This window comes from Streptomyces sp. NPDC059166 (genome assembly GCF_042755185.1).
GTDB lineage: Bacteria > Actinomycetota > Actinomycetes > Streptomycetales > Streptomycetaceae > Streptomyces.
In genome coordinates this window covers 1-16,294 of record NZ_JBHZCI010000015.1, presented here as the reverse complement: position 1 = coordinate 16,294, position 16,294 = coordinate 1, and the positions used below count along the sequence as shown (strand labels likewise).

Sequence of the window (16,294 nt, the reverse complement as noted above, 5' to 3'; positions counted from 1 at the left end):
ATCGATTTCACGCCAGTCGACCGGCCTGCCCCCGCGGTCGGCGAAAGCCCTCCGCGTGTGACGTTCGCCGCTCCGGGGACGGGGGGTGGGCAGTCTGGTTACCCGCAAGTAGCATGAGGGGCGTGGCGCGCCGATGCGTGCGCCCGCAGCAGTGCCATCCCGCACCCTGGAGGAGAGCCACCGTGCCTCGTACCATCCGGGACGTCGTCTTCGTCGACGGCGTCCGCACCCCGTTCGGCAAAGCGGGCCCGAAGGGCATCTACCACGAGACCCGCGCCGACGATCTCGTCGTGAAGGCCATCCGGGAGCTGCTGCGCCGCAACCCGGACCTGGACCCCGCGAAGATCGACGAGGTCGCCATCGCCGCGACCACCCAGATCGGCGACCAGGGCCTCACCCTCGGGCGGACCGCGGGGATCCTCGCCGGTCTGCCGCAGTCGGTGCCCGGTTACTCCATCGACCGCATGTGCGCGGGCGCCCTGACCGCCGTCACCTCGACGGCCGGGTCGATCGCCTTCGGCGCGTACGACGTCGTCATCGCGGGCGGCGTGGAGCACATGGGCCGCCACCCGATGGGCGAGAGCGTGGACCCGAACCCGCGCCTCGTGTCGGAGAAGCTGGTCGACGAGTCCGCCCTCTTCATGGGCATGACCGCGGAGAACCTGCACGACAGGTACCCCTCGATCACCAAGCAGCGCGCCGACGAGTACGCGGTCCGCTCCCAGGAGAAGGCCGCCAAGGCCTACGCCGACGGCAAGATCCAGCAGGACCTGGTGCCGGTCTCCGTGCGCCGCACCAACGCCGAGGCCGGAGAGACCGGCTGGGGCCTGGTCACCGCCGACGAGCCGATGCGCCCGGGCACCACGCTGGAGTCGCTGGCCGGGCTGAAGACCCCGTTCCGCGCCCACGGCCGCGTGACGGCCGGTAACGCCGCGGGTCTCAACGACGGCGCCACCGCCTCGATCCTGGCCTCCGAGGAGACCGCCCGCGAGCTGGGCCTCCCGGTGAAGATGCGCCTGGTCTCCTACGCCTTCGCGGGTGTCGAGCCCGAGGTCATGGGCTACGGCCCGATCCCGGCGACGGAGAAGGCCCTGGCCAAGGCCGGTCTCTCCATCGACGACATCGGCCTCTTCGAGATCAACGAGGCCTTCGCCGTGCAGGTGCTGGCCTTCCTTGAGCACTACGGCATCGCCGACGACGACCAGCGCGTCAACCAGTACGGCGGCGCGATCGCCTACGGCCACCCCCTCGCCTCCTCCGGCGTCCGCCTGATGACCCAGCTGGCCCGCCAGTTCGAGGAGCAGCCGGAGGTCCGCTACGGCCTGACGACCATGTGCGTCGGCTTCGGCATGGGCGCGACGGTCGTCTGGGAGAACCCGCACTTCGAGAACGCCGGAGGCAACAAGTGAGCTCCACCACCGAGCTTCTGAAGGGCGCGGCCGAGCTGTTCCCCGGTGAGGTCGTCACGCAGGCGCACGTACGCCACCTCGACCTGCCCGGCGGCGCGGGGCGCTTCGCGCTCATCACGCTGGACAACGGCTTCGACCACACCAAGCCGACCACCATCGGCCCGCAGTCGCTGGCGAACCTGGACGCCGCCGTCGACCAGGTCGAGAAGGAGGCGGCCGAGGGCACGATCGTCGGCGTCGGGGTGACCGGCAAGCCGTTCATCTTCGCCGTCGGCGCCGACCTCAAGGGCGTCGAGCTCCTCAAGGCGCACCAGGACGCGCTGGCCATCGGCAAGGGCGGCCACGACGTCTTCCGCCGTCTGTCGGGCCTCGCGGTCCCCACGTTCGCGTACTACAACGGCGCGGCGATGGGCGGTGGCGTCGAGATCGGGCTGCACTGCTCGTACCGCACCGTCTCCAAGGCGCTGCCGGCGTTCTCGCTGCCCGAGGTCTTCCTCGGGCTGGTCCCCGGGTGGGGCGGCTGCGTGCTGCTCCCCAACCTGATCGGCGCCGACCGCGCCGTCTCGGTGATCATCGAGAACTCGCTCAACCAGAACCGCCAGCTCAAGGGCGCACAGGTCTACGAGCTCGGGATCGCCGACGCGATCTTCGAGGGCGCGGACTTCCTGGAGCAGTCGCTGATCTGGACCGCGTCCGTCCTCAAGGGCGAGATCGCGGTCGAGCGCCCCGACGTCGACCGCGGTGAGGCCTGGGACCAGGCCGTCGCACGCGGCCGGACCATCGCCGACTCCAAGGTGCACGGCGCCGCTCCGGCCGCGTACCGCGCGCTGGACATCATCGCCGCCGCGAAGTCCGGCGACCTCGGCGCCGGCTTCGACGCCGAGGACCAGGCCCTCGCGGACCTGATCATGGGCGGCGAGCTGCGCTCGGGGATCTACTCCTTCAACCTGGTCCAGAAGCGCGCCAAGCGCCCGGCCGGCGCTCCGGACAAGGCCCTCGCCCGCCCGGTCACCAAGGTGGGCGTCGTGGGCGCGGGTCTGATGGCCAGCCAGCTCGCGCTGCTCTTCCTGCGCCGCCTGGAGGTCCCGGTCGTCCTCACGGACATCGACCAGGCCCGGGTCGACAAGGGCGTGGGCTACGTCCACGCCGAGATCGAGAAGCTGCTCGGCAAGGGCCGGATCAACCAGGACAAGGCCAACCGCCTGAAGGCCCTGGTCTCCGGTGTGCTGGACAAGGCGGAGGGCTTCTCCGACGCCGACTTCGTCATCGAGGCGGTCTTCGAGGAGATCGGCGTCAAGCAGAAGGTGTTCGCGGAGGTCGAGGCGGTCGCTCCGGCGCACGCGATCCTCGCCACGAACACCTCCTCCCTCTCGGTGACCGAGATGGCCTCGAAGCTGAAGCACCCCGAGCGGGTCGTCGGCTTCCACTTCTTCAACCCGGTCGCCGTTCTCCCGCTGCTGGAGATCGTCCGCGGCGAGCAGACCGACGACGCCTCGCTGGCGACGGCCTTCGGTGTCGCCCGCAAGCTGAAGAAGACCGCGGTGCTGGTGAAGGACGCCCCGGCGTTCGTCGTCAACCGCATCCTCACCCGCTTCATGGGCGAGATCCAGAACATCATCGACGAGGGCACCCCGGTCGCCACGGCGGAGAAGGCCATCGAGCCCCTCGGCCTGCCGATGTCCCCGCTGGTGCTGCTGGAGCTGGTCGGCCCGGCCATCGGCCTGCACGTCTCCGAGACCCTGAACCGCGCGTTCCCGGACCGCTTCACGGTGTCGGAGAACCTGGCCGCGGTCGTCAAGGCCGGCAAGCGGGGCTTCTACGTGTACGACTCCGGCAAGCCGGAACTGGACCCGGAGGTCGCGGCCCTCCTCCAGCAGGGCGACACCGTCCTCACGGAGGACCAGGTCCGCGAGCGCGTCCTGGACGCGGTGGCGCAGGAGATCGGCCTGATGCTGGACGAGGGCGTCGTCGCCGAGGCCCAGGACGTCGACCTCTGCCTCATCACCGGCGCGGGCTGGCCCTTCCACCTGGGCGGTATCACGCCGTACCTGGACCGCGAGGGCGTCTCCGAGCGGGTCAACGGGAAGCGGTTCCTGGAGCCGGGCGTGGCGAGCGTTCCCGCCTGAGGCGACACCTCGCACTTCTTCACCGAATCCCCGTGACAAGCGGGTCGCGGGCCGCACGGATCACCGTGCGGCCCGCTTCGGCATGCCCGGAATAGTCGTTTGCGTAGCCGAATCGGAACCAATTACTTGCAGACTCAACCTTAGAATCTTGTTATTCTTCACCTCTGCGACACGTTTGCTTCACTTGGCTGCACTTCCCGGGCGGACCCCACCTCCGCGCTCCGTCCCGCCGAGTCCGACGCACGGTCGCCGAGAAGGCTGATGGTTGCTCGCCGTGAGGCAGAGCGGGGGAACACGGAGTGAATGAGCGATGGGCAACCCGGAGGCCTCCACTTTGCTGCGCCTTTACCGGCGCGTGCTGCCGCACACACTGCGGCACCTCCTCGTAAGGCTCGTCCCCGCGCGCAACCGGCTGATCCTGCAGAACGGGCTGTCGGGGCTCGGCACCTTCTGGCGCGCCCTGCGCAAGCAGGTGAGCGTGCGCACGAACAAGCGACTGCGCCAGGACGCCCGCAGACCGGGCGCGAAGCTCGTCTGGTACGCGCGCGGTGTGCGTGCCGCGGAGGTGACCGAGGGGCTGACACCCTCCATCGCCCGGGCGACGAACCTGCTGCGCGTGACCGACGTGCTGGAGCGCCACGGCATTCCGTACTTCTGCGTGCGGGGCAACTCCGTCACCATGACCGCCGTCGCGGTCCCGGCCGGAGAGCGCCGGCGCGCGGAGCGGGCCCTGCGGGTGAGCCCTCTCATGGAGGGCGCACTCCTCGCCGGTGGTGCGGCGGGCGGGAAGCCGCTCCACGCGGATCAGCGCACCTCCTGGTCCCAGGCTTCCGACGAATCGATTCTGCGGGTCTGGTGGCTGCTCACCGACCCTGAGGGCCGATGGACTCTGGGCCCCAACCACGCCTGCGTCATCGAGTACTGGAGCGAGGAGAACGGGCTCCTCCTCGCCCCCGTACCCAACCTCACCGCGACCGCCGTAGTCGCCTCCGAGAACCCGGTACGGGTGCCGGTCAGCCACTTCACCGGCCAGGTCAGCGGAATGGTCGGGGCACCGCCCCACGTCGCCACACGGTCCGAGTTCACCCTGTCCCTGCCGGACGAGGTCACGTTCCCGGTGGACGCGGTCTACACCTGGGTCGACGGGGCGGATCCCGAGTGGATCCGCCGGCGGGCCACCGCGCTCGGCCGCACCGACTACCACGAGCAGGCGGTGAGTGCCGCCCGCTTCACCAGCCGCGACGAACTGCGCTACTCGCTGCGGTCCCTGCACCAGTTCGCACCCTGGCTGCGCACCATCTACCTGGTCACGGACGGGCAGGTACCCGCGTGGCTCCACACCGCCCATCCACGGCTGAAGGTCGTCCCGCACCACGAGATCTTCTCGGACGCCTCGGCGCTGCCGACCTTCAACTCACATGCCATCGAGAGCCAGCTGCACCACATACCAGGGCTCTCCGAACACTTCCTCTACTTCAACGACGACGTCTTCCTGGGCCGCAGCGTGACCCCCCAGGAGTTCTTCCACGCCAACGGGCTCTCGAAGTACTTCCCTTCGAACGCACTCGTGCCGATGACCCCGCCCGCCGCCGAGGATCCCCCCTCGGAGATCGCGGCGAAGAACAACCGGGTCGTGATCGCGGGGACGTTCGACCGCGTGCTGACCCAGAAGATGAAGCACGTGCCGCACTCCCTGCGCCGCGACATCCTCCAGGAGATCGAGGACCGCTACCCGGCCGAGCACCGGCAGACGCAGCACTCGCACTTCCGCAGCCCGACCGACCTGTCGATCACCTCGTCGCTGCACCACTACTACGGCCAGCAGACGAGCCGTTCGGTGCCCGGCCGGATCCGCTACACCTACCTGGACCTGGCCGCCCCGAACACCGGCAGGCATCTCAACCGGCTCCTGGCGCAACGTGACTACCACACGTTCTGCATCAACGACACCGTGGACGACCCGGACACGGCGGAGGCCCGCACGGCGATGCTCAGGACGTTCCTGGAGACCTACTTCCCCGTGCCCAGCCCGTACGAGCGTCCAGGGCCGGACATCGAGATCCCCCGCGACCTGGTGGACCTCCCCCGGCCGGAGCCCGTCCACGAAATACCGAACTCTGTGAAGTGGAACCAATGACCAGTGACCCCCAGGTGATACGCGCCGCCGCCCCGGTGATCGGAGAGGACGAGATCGAAGCCGCGGTGCGCGTCCTGCGCAGCGGCATGGTCGTGCAGGGGCGGGAGGTCGCCGGGTTCGAGGAGGAGTTCTCGAAGTTCGTCGACGGGCGCCACTGTGTGGCGGTCAACTCGGGCACCAGCGCCCTGCACCTCTCCCTGATGGCGCTCGGCATCGGCCCCGGCGACGAGGTGATCGTCCCGTCCTTCACCTTCGCCGCGACCGCCAACGCGGTCCGCCTCGTCGGCGCCACCCCGGTGTTCGCCGACATCGAGCGGGACAGCTTCTGCCTCTCCCCGCGGGCGGCGGAGGCCGCGATCACCCCGCGTACGGCGGCGATCATGCCCGTGCATCTCTACGGCCACCCGGCGGCCATGACGGAGCTGACCGCCGTGGCCGAACGGCACGGGCTGGCCGTCGTCGAGGACGCCGCGCAGGCCCACTCCGCCGCGCTCGACGGCACACCGGTGGGTGCCTTCGGCGCCGCAGCCTGCTTCAGCTTCTACCCGACGAAGAACATGCACAGCCTCGAGGGCGGCATGATCACGACCGGCGACGCGACCCTGGCCCGGACGCTCCGGCTGCTGCGCAACCAGGGCATGGAGCAGCGGTACGCCAACGAGATCGTGGGGTTCAACGTCCGTATGACGGACGTGTCGGCGGCGATCGGCCGGGTGCAGCTCCGCAGTCTGGAGACGTGGACCGACCGCCGCCGTGCGAACGCCTCCGCCCTCGACGCGGGTCTGCGCGGTGTCGTCACCCCGCCGGTGGCCGAAGGCGCGCGGCACGTCTACCACCAGTACACGATCCGGGTGGACCGGGAGTCCGGGAAGGACCGGGACACGGTCTCGCGGGAACTGCAGGACCGGGGCATCGGCAACGCCGTCTACTACCCGACGCCCGTGCACCGCCTCAAGCCCTTCAGCAGCGGCGAGAAGGTGCTCGGCCACGCCTCCGGGGACCTGCCCGAGACGGAACTGGCGGCCGCCCAGGCGCTGTCGGTACCCGTGCACCCGCTGCTGAGCTCCGAGGAACTGGAACGCCTGATCACCACCGTCAACGAGGTCATGGGGGAGAGCGCGTGAACGGGGAGAAGACTCTGAGGGCGGGGCTGATCGGCCTCGGTTCGATGGGCCGCAACCACGCCCGGGTCCTGCACGGGCTCGACGGTGTGCAGCTGGCCGGGGTCGCGGACCCGGTCGCCGCCCAGGACGCCGCACCCGGCTCCGTGCCGGTCCTCCGCAGCGTGGCCCAACTGGTGGACCAAGGCATCGACTACGCCGTCGTCGCCTGCCCCACGGCCCTGCACGAAGAGGTGGCCCTGGAGCTGGCGGCCGCAGGCGTACACGCACTGATCGAGAAGCCGATCGCACCGTCGGTGCGGTCCGCCGAGATCATCACCAAGGCGTTCGCCGAAGCCGGTCTGGTGGCCGGTGTCGGGCACATCGAGCGGTACAACCCGGCTCTGCGCGAGCTTCGCGCCCGTCTCGACCTGGGTGAGCTGGGCGAGGTGTTCCAGATCGTGACGCGCCGGCAGGGCCCCTTCCCGGCACGGATCGCCGACGTCGGGGTGGTCTACGACCTGGCGACCCACGACATCGATCTGACCGCCTGGCTCACCGGCAGCCCCTACGAGTCGGTCTCCTCGGCGACCGTCGCGCGCAGTGGGCGGGTCCACGAGGATCTCGTGGCCTTCGTGGGGCACCTGTCGTCCGGAGCCGTCACCAGTCATCTGGTCAACTGGCTGTCGCCCCTGAAGGAGCGGGTCACCATCGTGACCGGCGAGCACGGGTGCTTCGTGGCCGACACCCTGACGGCGGACCTGTGGTTCTACGCCAACGGGTCGCAGCCCACCGAGTGGGAGGGGCTGCGCCAGTTCCGCGGCGTCTCGGAGGGCGACGTGACGCGCTACGCGATCGTCAAGCGCGAGCCCCTGCTGGTCGAGCACGAGACCTTCCGTGACGCGGTGCTCGGCAAGGAGGCCGACATCGTCACGCTGGAGCAGGCGACCGGCACCGTGGCCGTGGCCGAGGCGGTTCTGGAAGCGGCCGCGCACAGGACCGCCGTTCCCGTGGGGCCGGGCCGGCCGGTGGCTTCCGTCTGATCGCGGTACCCGGGCGGCCCGGACCGGGCCGCCCGGGTGGGCGGAGTTCTTACGGCGTCTCGACGGCGCTCTGATGTTCTGGAGTAATTCGGTGATCCATCCGATCAACGCGACGGCCGAACGGCCCAGTCGGGCCATGTCCGTGGGCATGCACGAGATCTCTGTCGGCATGCACCGCCGGCTGGCTCACGTCCAGCCCGGTCTCACCCCGCTCGCGGTGCGCGCCCTGCACCTGTCGCTGGTGTCGACGGCGCTGACCCAGGCAGGGGTCGAGCACTTCGTGGTGCCCGGGACCGAGGACACGTCGTCGGCGGTCGGCGTCCGTGACATCCACCGCGGCAGGGTCGCGCAGACACTGCGGTCGCTGTTCGGCCGGAGCCCCGGATACATCCAGCGCAAGGTCCCCGTCCAGCGCACCAGCGAGCTGCTGCACCTGGGATCGCGCGAGGCTTCCTGGCAGGGGCTGGAGACGGTGGACGTGCTGCGCGCCATCTGGTTCCAGGCCGACCCGTCCGGCGAGCTGGTGTACGGCACCGAGTACGGCTGCGACATCGAGTTCTGGCGTGAGGAGGAGGGACGTCTGCTTCCTCCCCGGATCAACCGGGGAGCGACCTTCCTTCCCGTGCAGGGCGAGATGACGCTCGTCTCCCCGGATCGCTTCTCCAGGCTGGCACCTCCTCTGCGGACGGAACCGGCACCCAGGCAGCGCCGCTGGGGGCGCAAGCCGGAGCAGTCCGGACTGCCGACCCGGAGGGAGTTCGTCTGCACGGGGCCCGACGAGGTCACGTTCCCCATCGACGTCGTCTACACCTGGGTGGACAGCGACGACCCCGCCTGGCAGCGGCGCAGGGCCGAGGCCTCGGGCGACGTCTTCCACGAGGAGTCCGCGAGCGCGGGCCGCTACATCAACCGCGACGAACTCCTCTACTCGATGCGGTCCCTCCACATGTACGCGCCGTGGGTCCGCCACGTCTTCCTGGTCACCGACGACCAGGTGCCGCACTGGCTCGACGAGTCCGCCGAGGGCATCACCGTCGTGTCGCACCGGGAGATCTTCCGGGAGACCGACCGTCTTCCGGTCTTCAACTCGCACGCCATCAGCGCGCAGCTGCACCGCGTTCCCGGGCTTTCCGAGCACTTCATCCACTTCAACGACGACGTGTTCGTGGGCAGGCCGGTCACACCGCACGAGTTCTTCCTGCCGAACGGGGCGTCGAAGTACTACCCGGACACCGTGCGCATCCCGATGGGCCCGGTGCATCCCGACGACCTTCCGCACGAGGTGGCCCGGAAGAACGTCCGCGCCCTCCTGGAGAAGCGGTTCGGCCGCACGATCATCGACGCGATGAAGCACACCCCGGTGCCGCTGCGGCGCAGCGTGCTGGAGGAGATGGAGCGGGAGTTCGCGGACGTGTTCCGGGCCACGGCCGCCGCCCGGTTCCGCAGCAGGACCGACATCGACGTCGGCACCTGCATGTACCCGTACTACTCGTACTTCACGGAGCGCGGGGTGCCGGACACGATTCCGTACGCCTACCTGCACCTTTCGATGGTGCAGCTGTCGAAGAAGCTCGACCGGCTGCTCAGCCGGAGGGACGCCGCCGTGTTCTGCGTGAACGACTCCTTCACCACCGAGGACGACGTGGCCGATCAGGAGGCGCTGATCCATCCGTTCTTCGAGGCGTACTTCCCCCTGCCCAGCCCTTACGAGAAGCCGGCACAGCGGTGAAGATCGACTTCCTGGTCCAGAACGCCTACGCCGCGGACGGGGCGACCCGCGCCGTCCTCAACCTCGCGGCGGCGCTGGCCGACACCCACGAGGTACGGGTCGTCTCGGTGTTCCGCTGGCTGGACCGGCCGGCGATCGCCCCCGCCCACGGTGTGCGCACCCTCGCGCTGCTGGACCTGCGGGAGGGCCGGCGCCCGGACAAGCAGGACATCCGCAGGCTCAGCCCGTCGGGCGTCATCCCGCGCACGCAGGAGATGTCCTGGCGCTACAGCCGGCTGACGGACGACAAGGTCGAGGAGTACCTCGGGGGGACCCAGGCCCAGGTGGTCGTGGGCACCAGCCTGGAGCTGGCCGCCTACGTCTCGCGCTGGGGGCGCCCGAGGGCGCTGCGGCTGGGTCAGCTGCACCTGCTGAGCACGGTGCTGTCGCCTCAGGAGCAGAGCCGTGCCTGGGCCGGGCTCGGCCGGCTGGACGCGGTGATCGTACCGAGCGCCGCCGAGGCCTCGGCGGTCACCGAGGCGGGTCTGCCGGGTGGTGTCGCGGTGTACGCGCACCCCGACTGCGTACCCGATGTGCGGGTGCGTCCGGCTGACGGCCGGTCCCGGACCGTGATGGCTGCCGGACGGCTGATTCCCGAGAAGCGCTTCGACCTGCTGGTCCAGGCCTTCGCCAAGGTGTCGGAACGGCACCCCGACTGGCGGCTGCGGATCTTCGGCACCGGCCCCGAGTACGGGGCGCTGCGCGCCCTGGTCGCGGACCTCGACCTGTACAACCACGTGTTCCTGATGATGGAGGAGCCCAGGCTGGAGGCGCAGTGGGCGGCCTCCGCGATCGCGGCCGGCACCTCGGACCGCGAATCCTTCGGGATCGCCCTGGCCGAGGCGATGCGCTGCGGTCTGCCCGTCGTCTCCACCGACTGCCCCGGCGGCCCGTCGGAGATGGTCCGCCACGAGATCAACGGCCTTCTCACCCCCGTCGACGACGTCGACTCGTTCGCCGACGCGCTGCTGCGTCTTGTCGAGGACGAGGCGGGCCGGGCGAAGATGGGCCGCCAGGCCCTCGAGGACTCCTTCCGATACGGGCCTGAGGCGGCGGCCGGGCGTTTCGAGAAGGTCATCAGGATGTCCCGGCGCGCCCGCCGCGAGTCCCGCCCCGCCGCGGAGATCACCGTGGGGTGCTCGGTGGAGCCCGACGGCCTCGTCGGCCTGCATCTGGCGGGCGTCCGCGAGGGCCACGAGGGGCTCGCGCTGGTGCTGCGCAGGCGCAAGGCGGCACGCGGCGAACGGCCCGTCAGGCTGCCCCTGGCCGCTGCCCCGCACCTGGGACCGCACCTCTACACCGCGGTGGTCCCCCCTGACCCCGCGGTGCTGCCGGAAGGCCGCTGGGACGTCCATTTGGACACGGGCGAGGGCAAGCCCGCGAAGGTGCGTCCGGGCGCACTCGACCTGCGTGGCTTCGGCCCGGTGGCCACCGGCCCCGGGTCCACGGTCGTCCACCTCCCCTACGCCACCGAGAGCGGTCACCTGGCCCTGCGTACCTGGACGCGCGAGCGCCACGCCGAGGCGACCGAGGTCTGGGTCACCGAGGGCGTGCTCCACATCCGGGGCTTCCTGTACGGCTGCGACTTCGGCGACGCCGAGCCGTTGCTGCTGATGCGCCGGCGCGGGAGCGGGGATCACAGCTTCTGGCTCTCCGGTGGCTCGTCGGGCGCCGGGGACTTCTCCTTCGCGCTGCCCGCCGCCGATCTCGCCGAACAACTGGTCGACCGGCACGAGCTGTGGGACCTGTGGGTGGGCAGGCGGTACGACCCCGTGGTCGCGCGGCTGGGGCGTTTCCTCACCGACGTGGTGGACGTGAAGGGCGTCTTCACCTATCCGAACGCGGTGGTGCAGGCCGGCGACGGTCCGGACGTCCTGGTCAAGCCCTACTACACCGCCAACACCGAGCTCTCCGTCCGGGTGTCCGAGAGGGACGGGTAGCGGCCCGTGTACCCGAAGCCCCCTCCGGAGACGGGCCCCGCCCGTCCTCCGCGCCGCGCCTCGCGGGCGGTCCGCTCAGAGCCGGAGCCAGGCCTCGAGCGCCAGGCCCTGCCGGTCGGCCCGCTGCCTGCTCACACTCAGCCGGCCCTCCCCGCCGATCACGGCGACGACGAGCCGGCCGGCACGGTCGCGGGCGAGTGCGGGCACGCCCTCGCAGCGCTCGCGGGTGTCGGCCCACCACGCGCCCGCGGATTCGGTCTCGGTCGGGTAGGCGGTCACCGCGAGGGTGCCCGTCTCCTCGGTCTGGGCGAGCACGGTGCAGTCGTATCCGTCCACGGCGCAGCGGGAGAGGGCGAGGGGGCCGCGCCCCGAACGCCCCTGCAGCGGAGCCGGGGCGACGTCCGCACCGCCGGGCTCCGGCACCCGGTAGGCGACGACCTCTCCGCTGGCGTCGTCACGCCAGAAGTGGGTCACCCTGTCGTCGTAGGACTCGGTGCCGGAGGCCGTCTCGGGGCGCGCGATGAAGACGAGGTTGGGCGAACGGTCCAGGGAACCGCCGGGCTTCTCCTGGCGCCACACGTACACGCCCTTGTCCGCCGGCATGAAGAGCTCGACCCGGCCGGACCGGGTGACGACCGCGGAGATGCCCTCCCGCACGCGCTTGCACGGCATCGCCGTCCACTTGCCCCAGGTCCCCTCGCCGCTGCGGCGACGGGTGAACACCCCACCGGTGGCGCTGCGGACGAAGACGTGGACCGCGCCGTCGCCGTCGGCCACGGCCACCGGGGCACCGATGGCCGCCGCCTGGGCCGGATCCGTGTGCGGGTTTCCGATCGAGTGCCAGCCTGTCACCGGACGGCCGGTCTGGTACTGGGAGGCGAAGACGATCTCGACGGGCGTCCGGGCGCCTCCGCGGCGCACGGCGAACAGGTCGACATAGCCCTGCGGACCGGGAGCGACACAGAGATACGGCAGCAGGTCCGTTCCGGGCAGGACGAGTTCAGGACCGGACCAGTCGTAGGAGTGCGCGGACTCCGTCCAGCGCACGAGCCCGCCGTCGCTGCCGACCGCGTAGGCGGTGAGGCGGCCGCCGGCATCCGGCACCAGCCATCCGGCTCTGCGCGGCGCGACTGCCGCCGGGTGGTGTGCCGGGGCGGACAGCCCGTCGGCCGCGGGAGGGGTCCTCCCGTCGGAGTGACCGGCACGCCTGCGTCCTGAGCGCAACCCCATTGCTCCCCGCCCGTTCTTCACCGAGTACTTCCTCCGGTGCCGAACGGCGATGGGCGGAGTCCCGTGGTTTTTCTTCGAATGACCGTTTTCGCTTTCAAAGCGTCAACTGGTGTCACAATAATACTCGACAGAGGTCGATTTCAGGGTGCTTCCTATCACAGAATGCGACTTCGAGGCGTGCACGCCGCCCGGCCGAAACGTGACACAGGGACGATCCCGGCACACACCCACCGAGCTGTCCGCCCTCCTTCTCCTCCCCTCTCGCACGCGCCGAGCGCGTCCCGACGGAAGAACCAGACGAGCCCATGACTGACCAGACCACCGGTACCGGATCACGGACGCCCGACGAGCCCCGCTCCCGGCGCGCGCCCAAGCCCCGCAAGCGCCGCCGCGGCCTCAAGATCACGCTCGGGGTGCTGCTGGTGCTCCTGCTCGCGGGCGGCGGCACGGCGTACTGGATGTACCAGGACCTCGACGGCAACATCAAGGGTGTCGACATCGACAAGGCCCTCGGAGAGGACCGCCCCGAGAAGCTGCCCACCAGCGGCCAGAACCTGCTCGTCCTCGGCTCGGACTCGCGTGCGGGCGCGGAGAACAAGGAACTGGGCGGGGGCGGCGCGGTCAGCGGCGCGCGCTCGGACACGGCGCTGGTGGTGCACATACCCGAGGGCCGCACCGAGGCGACCGCCGTCTCCATTCCGCGTGACACCCTGGTGACCCGGCCCGAGTGCGTCAAGGCCGACGGGTCGAAGACGGCGTCCGCCGAGCGGGTCATGTTCAACTCCGTCTACTCACAGGTCGGTCCGGCCTGTGTGGTCAAGACCGTGGAGAAGATGTCCGGGGTCAGGATCGACCACTACCTGGAGATCAACTTCGCCGGCTTCAAGGACCTGGTGGACGCCATCGGCGGGGTCACGGTGAAGGTGGAGGAACCGATCCACGACAAGTCCTCCGGCCTCGACCTGACCGCCGGCACGCACAAGCTGGACGGCACACAGTCGCTGGCCTACGTACGCACCCGGCACGGCATCGGGGACGGCAGCGACCTCGGCCGCATCGGGCTCCAGCAGCAGTTCCTGATGGCCCTGCTGACGGAGATCAAGTCGCAGGACCTGCTGGGCAGTCCGACCGACACGTACAAGATCGCCAACTCCGCGACCAAGTCGCTCACCACCGACGAGGGGCTCGCCTCGCTGACGTCGCTGGCCGAGTTCGCGCGCTCCATGAACGGGGTCGACCCCTCGTCCATGGAGACGATCATGCTGCCGGTCGCCTACGACAAGCAGGATCCGAACCGCGTGGTCGCCGCCGAGCCGCAGGCCGGCACCCTCTGGAAGGCGATCCGTACCGACGGCACGATCCCGGAGTCCGCCAAGAAGTCCCCGGCCACCGGCGGCTGATCCGGCATCCTTCGAGGATGGACGAGCGGATGGCGGCGGACGGCCGGACCCTGGTGATCGTCGACGCGGCCAACGTCGTCGGATCGGTACCCGACAAGTGGTGGCGCGACCGGCGCGGGGCGACCGAGCGGCTACGGGACTCCCTGGTCCCGTACGCCGCCACCGGGCTGCCCGGCCACCCGGGCCCGGTCGAACTGGTCCTGGTCGTGGAGGGAGCGGCCCGCGAGGTCGCGTCCGTCCCGGAGGTCCGCGCCGAGCCCGCGCCGGGCAGCGGGGACGACCTGATCACCGAACTGGCCGCCGTGGCACACCGGGCACGGCGGCCCTGCGTGGTCGTCACCGCCGACCGGGAACTGCGGCGGCGGGCCGAGGCGTACGGGGCCCTCTGCGTGGGCCCGCGCACGGTGCGCCCGCTGCCGCCGCCGAGTGGCTGACCGGGTCAACGAGCCTTCGCCATACGGCTGTTCCTGCGGCCGTAGAGGAAGTAGACGAGCACCCCGATCACCATCCAGATCCCGAACCTCAGCCAGGTCTCCGCGGGAAGGTTGAGCATCAGCCAGACCGAGGCGGCCACCGAGAGGATCGGCAGCACCGGCACCCACGGGGTGCGGAAGGCGCGGTGCAGCTCGGGGCGGGTACGGCGCAGGACGATGACGCCGAGCGCCACGACCACGAACGCGAAGAGCGTGCCGATGTTCACCAGGGTCGCCAGTTCGTTGATGCTGGTGAAACCGGCCACGATCGCGATGATCACGCCGAGGAGGATCGTCGGGCGGTACGGGGTGCCGAACCGGGGGTGCGTCCTGGAGAAGAACCGCGGGAGCAGGCCGTCGCGGCTCATCGCGAAGAACACGCGGGTCTGGCCGAGCAGCAGGATCATGCAGACGGTGGTGAGTCCGACCGCGGCGCCGAAGCTGATCACACCCGCGTAGAAGGGGTGCCCCACGGCCTTGAAGGCGTCGGCCAGCGGGGCGCTGACGGAGAGTTCGGAGTAGTTCTGCATCCCGGTGACGACGATCGACACGGCGACGTAGAGCAGCGTGCAGATCACCAGCGAGGCGAGGATACCGCGCGGCATGTCCCGCTGCGGGAGCTTGGTCTCCTCCGCCGCGGTCGCCACGACGTCGAAGCCGATGAAGGCGAAGAAGACGATGGAGGCGGCGGTGAAGATGCCCATGACGCCGAAGTTCGTCGGTTCGTAGCCGAAGATCAGCTGGACCATGGGGGCGTCCAGACCTGATCCGCCCTCCTGCTTCCGGGCCTCGGGGATGAACGGCGACCAGTTGGACGCGTCGATGAAGAACAGCCCCGCGACGATGACGATCAGCACCACGGCGATCTTGATCGCCACGACGACCGTGGTCACCCTCGCGGAGAGCTTCATCCCGAGCACCAGGATGACCGTCAGCAGCAGCACCAGGGCGAACGCCAGGATGTCGAAGCCGAAGCCGCTCGCCACGTCGGGACCGGAGAGCACCTCGGGCATCGTCCAGCCGATGTTGTCCATGAGCGAGCGGACGTAGCCGGACCAGCCGACCGCCACCACCGCCGTGCCGAGGGCGAACTCCAGCACCAGGTCCCAGCCGATGATCCACGCGACCAGCTCACCGAGGGAGGCGTAGGCGAAGGTGTACGCCGACCCGGCCACCGGGACGGTGGAGGCGAACTCCGCGTAGCAGAGCGCGGCGAGGGCACAGACGATGCCGGCGGCGACGAAGGCGAGGGCGGTGGCGGGGCCTGCGGTCTCCTTGGCCACCTTGCCGGTGAGGACGAAGATCCCGGTGCCGATGATGACACCCACGCCGAAGACCGTGAGGTCGAGCGCGGAGAGGGACTTCTTGAGCGCGTGCTCCGGTTCTTCCGTGTCGCGGATGGACTGTTCGACCGTCTTGGTCCGGAACAGCCCCTTTCCGCTGGGGGGCGTGTCCTGCTGCGTGCTCACCGGCGTACCTCCACGCACTCGTCGTGCACGCCATGATTCGGAACCGGCGGCCCCGGAACGCCCGCGAAGGCGTGATGCGCCCGGATTTCACGCGAATGGGCCGGGGGGGGCCCCCCGGGGGGGGGGGGGGGCCCCCCCCCCCGGCGAGGGGCGGCTCGATAAGCCTCCCGCTCAACTGGTGGTCTCGCGTCAGCTCCGC

11 protein-coding genes are annotated in these 16,294 nt (G+C 70.4%); 9 read left to right on the top strand and 2 right to left on the bottom strand.

Translation table 11 applies throughout. The features are described 5' to 3' along the window. Positions 1-182 precede the first annotated feature (182 nt). The 7 genes from ACFXOA_RS13560 to ACFXOA_RS13530 all read left to right on the top strand — a co-directional run bounded on the left by ACFXOA_RS13560 (position 183) and on the right by ACFXOA_RS13530 (position 11,523). The gene (locus ACFXOA_RS13560; protein WP_385026377.1) at positions 183-1,409 is read left to right on the top strand and encodes a thiolase family protein; all 1,227 of its coding nucleotides are present in this window, start codon (positions 183-185) and stop codon (positions 1,407-1,409) included. Then, positions 1,406-3,535 carry a 3-hydroxyacyl-CoA dehydrogenase NAD-binding domain-containing protein gene (locus ACFXOA_RS13555; protein WP_385026374.1) on the top strand — a complete coding sequence of 710 codons (2,130 nt, stop codon included), beginning with the start codon at positions 1,406-1,408 and terminating at the stop codon, positions 3,533-3,535. The genes ACFXOA_RS13560 and ACFXOA_RS13555 overlap by 4 nt, the downstream gene beginning before the upstream one ends. A 310-nt stretch (positions 3,536-3,845) precedes the next feature. Beyond that, on the top strand, positions 3,846-5,672 hold the full coding sequence (locus tag ACFXOA_RS13550) for a stealth family protein (protein WP_385026371.1): 1,827 nt from the start codon (positions 3,846-3,848) through the stop codon (positions 5,670-5,672). After that, on the top strand, positions 5,669-6,796 hold the full coding sequence (locus ACFXOA_RS13545) for a DegT/DnrJ/EryC1/StrS family aminotransferase (protein WP_385026368.1): 1,128 nt from the start codon (positions 5,669-5,671) through the stop codon (positions 6,794-6,796). Before ACFXOA_RS13550 ends, ACFXOA_RS13545 begins: the two co-directional genes overlap by 4 nt. Continuing rightward, positions 6,793-7,815 carry a Gfo/Idh/MocA family protein gene (locus ACFXOA_RS13540; protein WP_385026365.1) on the top strand — a complete coding sequence of 341 codons (1,023 nt, stop codon included), beginning with the start codon at positions 6,793-6,795 and terminating at the stop codon, positions 7,813-7,815. Before ACFXOA_RS13545 ends, ACFXOA_RS13540 begins: the two co-directional genes overlap by 4 nt. A 148-nt stretch (positions 7,816-7,963) precedes the next feature. Further along, complete coding sequence (locus ACFXOA_RS13535) at positions 7,964-9,544, top strand: stealth family protein (RefSeq protein ID WP_385026362.1); 1,581 nt, start codon at positions 7,964-7,966, stop codon at positions 9,542-9,544. Further along, entirely contained in the window at positions 9,541-11,523 is a 1,983-nt protein-coding gene (locus ACFXOA_RS13530) for a glycosyltransferase (protein WP_385026360.1), read from the top strand. The genes ACFXOA_RS13535 and ACFXOA_RS13530 overlap by 4 nt, the downstream gene beginning before the upstream one ends. A 75-nt stretch (positions 11,524-11,598) precedes the next feature. On the opposite strand, the gene ACFXOA_RS13525 is transcribed toward ACFXOA_RS13530, so the two are convergent. Then, positions 11,599-12,627, bottom strand: coding sequence for a hypothetical protein (locus ACFXOA_RS13525; protein ID WP_385026357.1), 1,029 nt, complete (start codon positions 12,625-12,627; stop codon positions 11,599-11,601). Positions 12,628-13,058: 431 nt separating this feature from the next. Here ACFXOA_RS13525 and ACFXOA_RS13520 point away from each other — a divergent pair, with 431 nt between their 5' ends. Then, the gene (locus ACFXOA_RS13520; protein ID WP_385026354.1) at positions 13,059-14,153 is read left to right on the top strand and encodes an LCP family protein; all 1,095 of its coding nucleotides are present in this window, start codon (positions 13,059-13,061) and stop codon (positions 14,151-14,153) included. A 17-nt stretch (positions 14,154-14,170) separates the two neighbouring features. Further along, positions 14,171-14,587 (top strand): NTP pyrophosphohydrolase, encoded by a 417-nt coding sequence (locus ACFXOA_RS13515; RefSeq protein WP_385026351.1) that lies wholly within the window; start codon positions 14,171-14,173, stop codon positions 14,585-14,587. A gap of 5 nt (positions 14,588-14,592) precedes the next feature. On the opposite strand, the gene ACFXOA_RS13510 is transcribed toward ACFXOA_RS13515, so the two are convergent. Then, the gene (locus tag ACFXOA_RS13510; protein ID WP_385026348.1) at positions 14,593-16,095 is read right to left on the bottom strand and encodes an amino acid permease; all 1,503 of its coding nucleotides are present in this window, start codon (positions 16,093-16,095) and stop codon (positions 14,593-14,595) included. Positions 16,096-16,294: the final 199 nt, after the last annotated feature.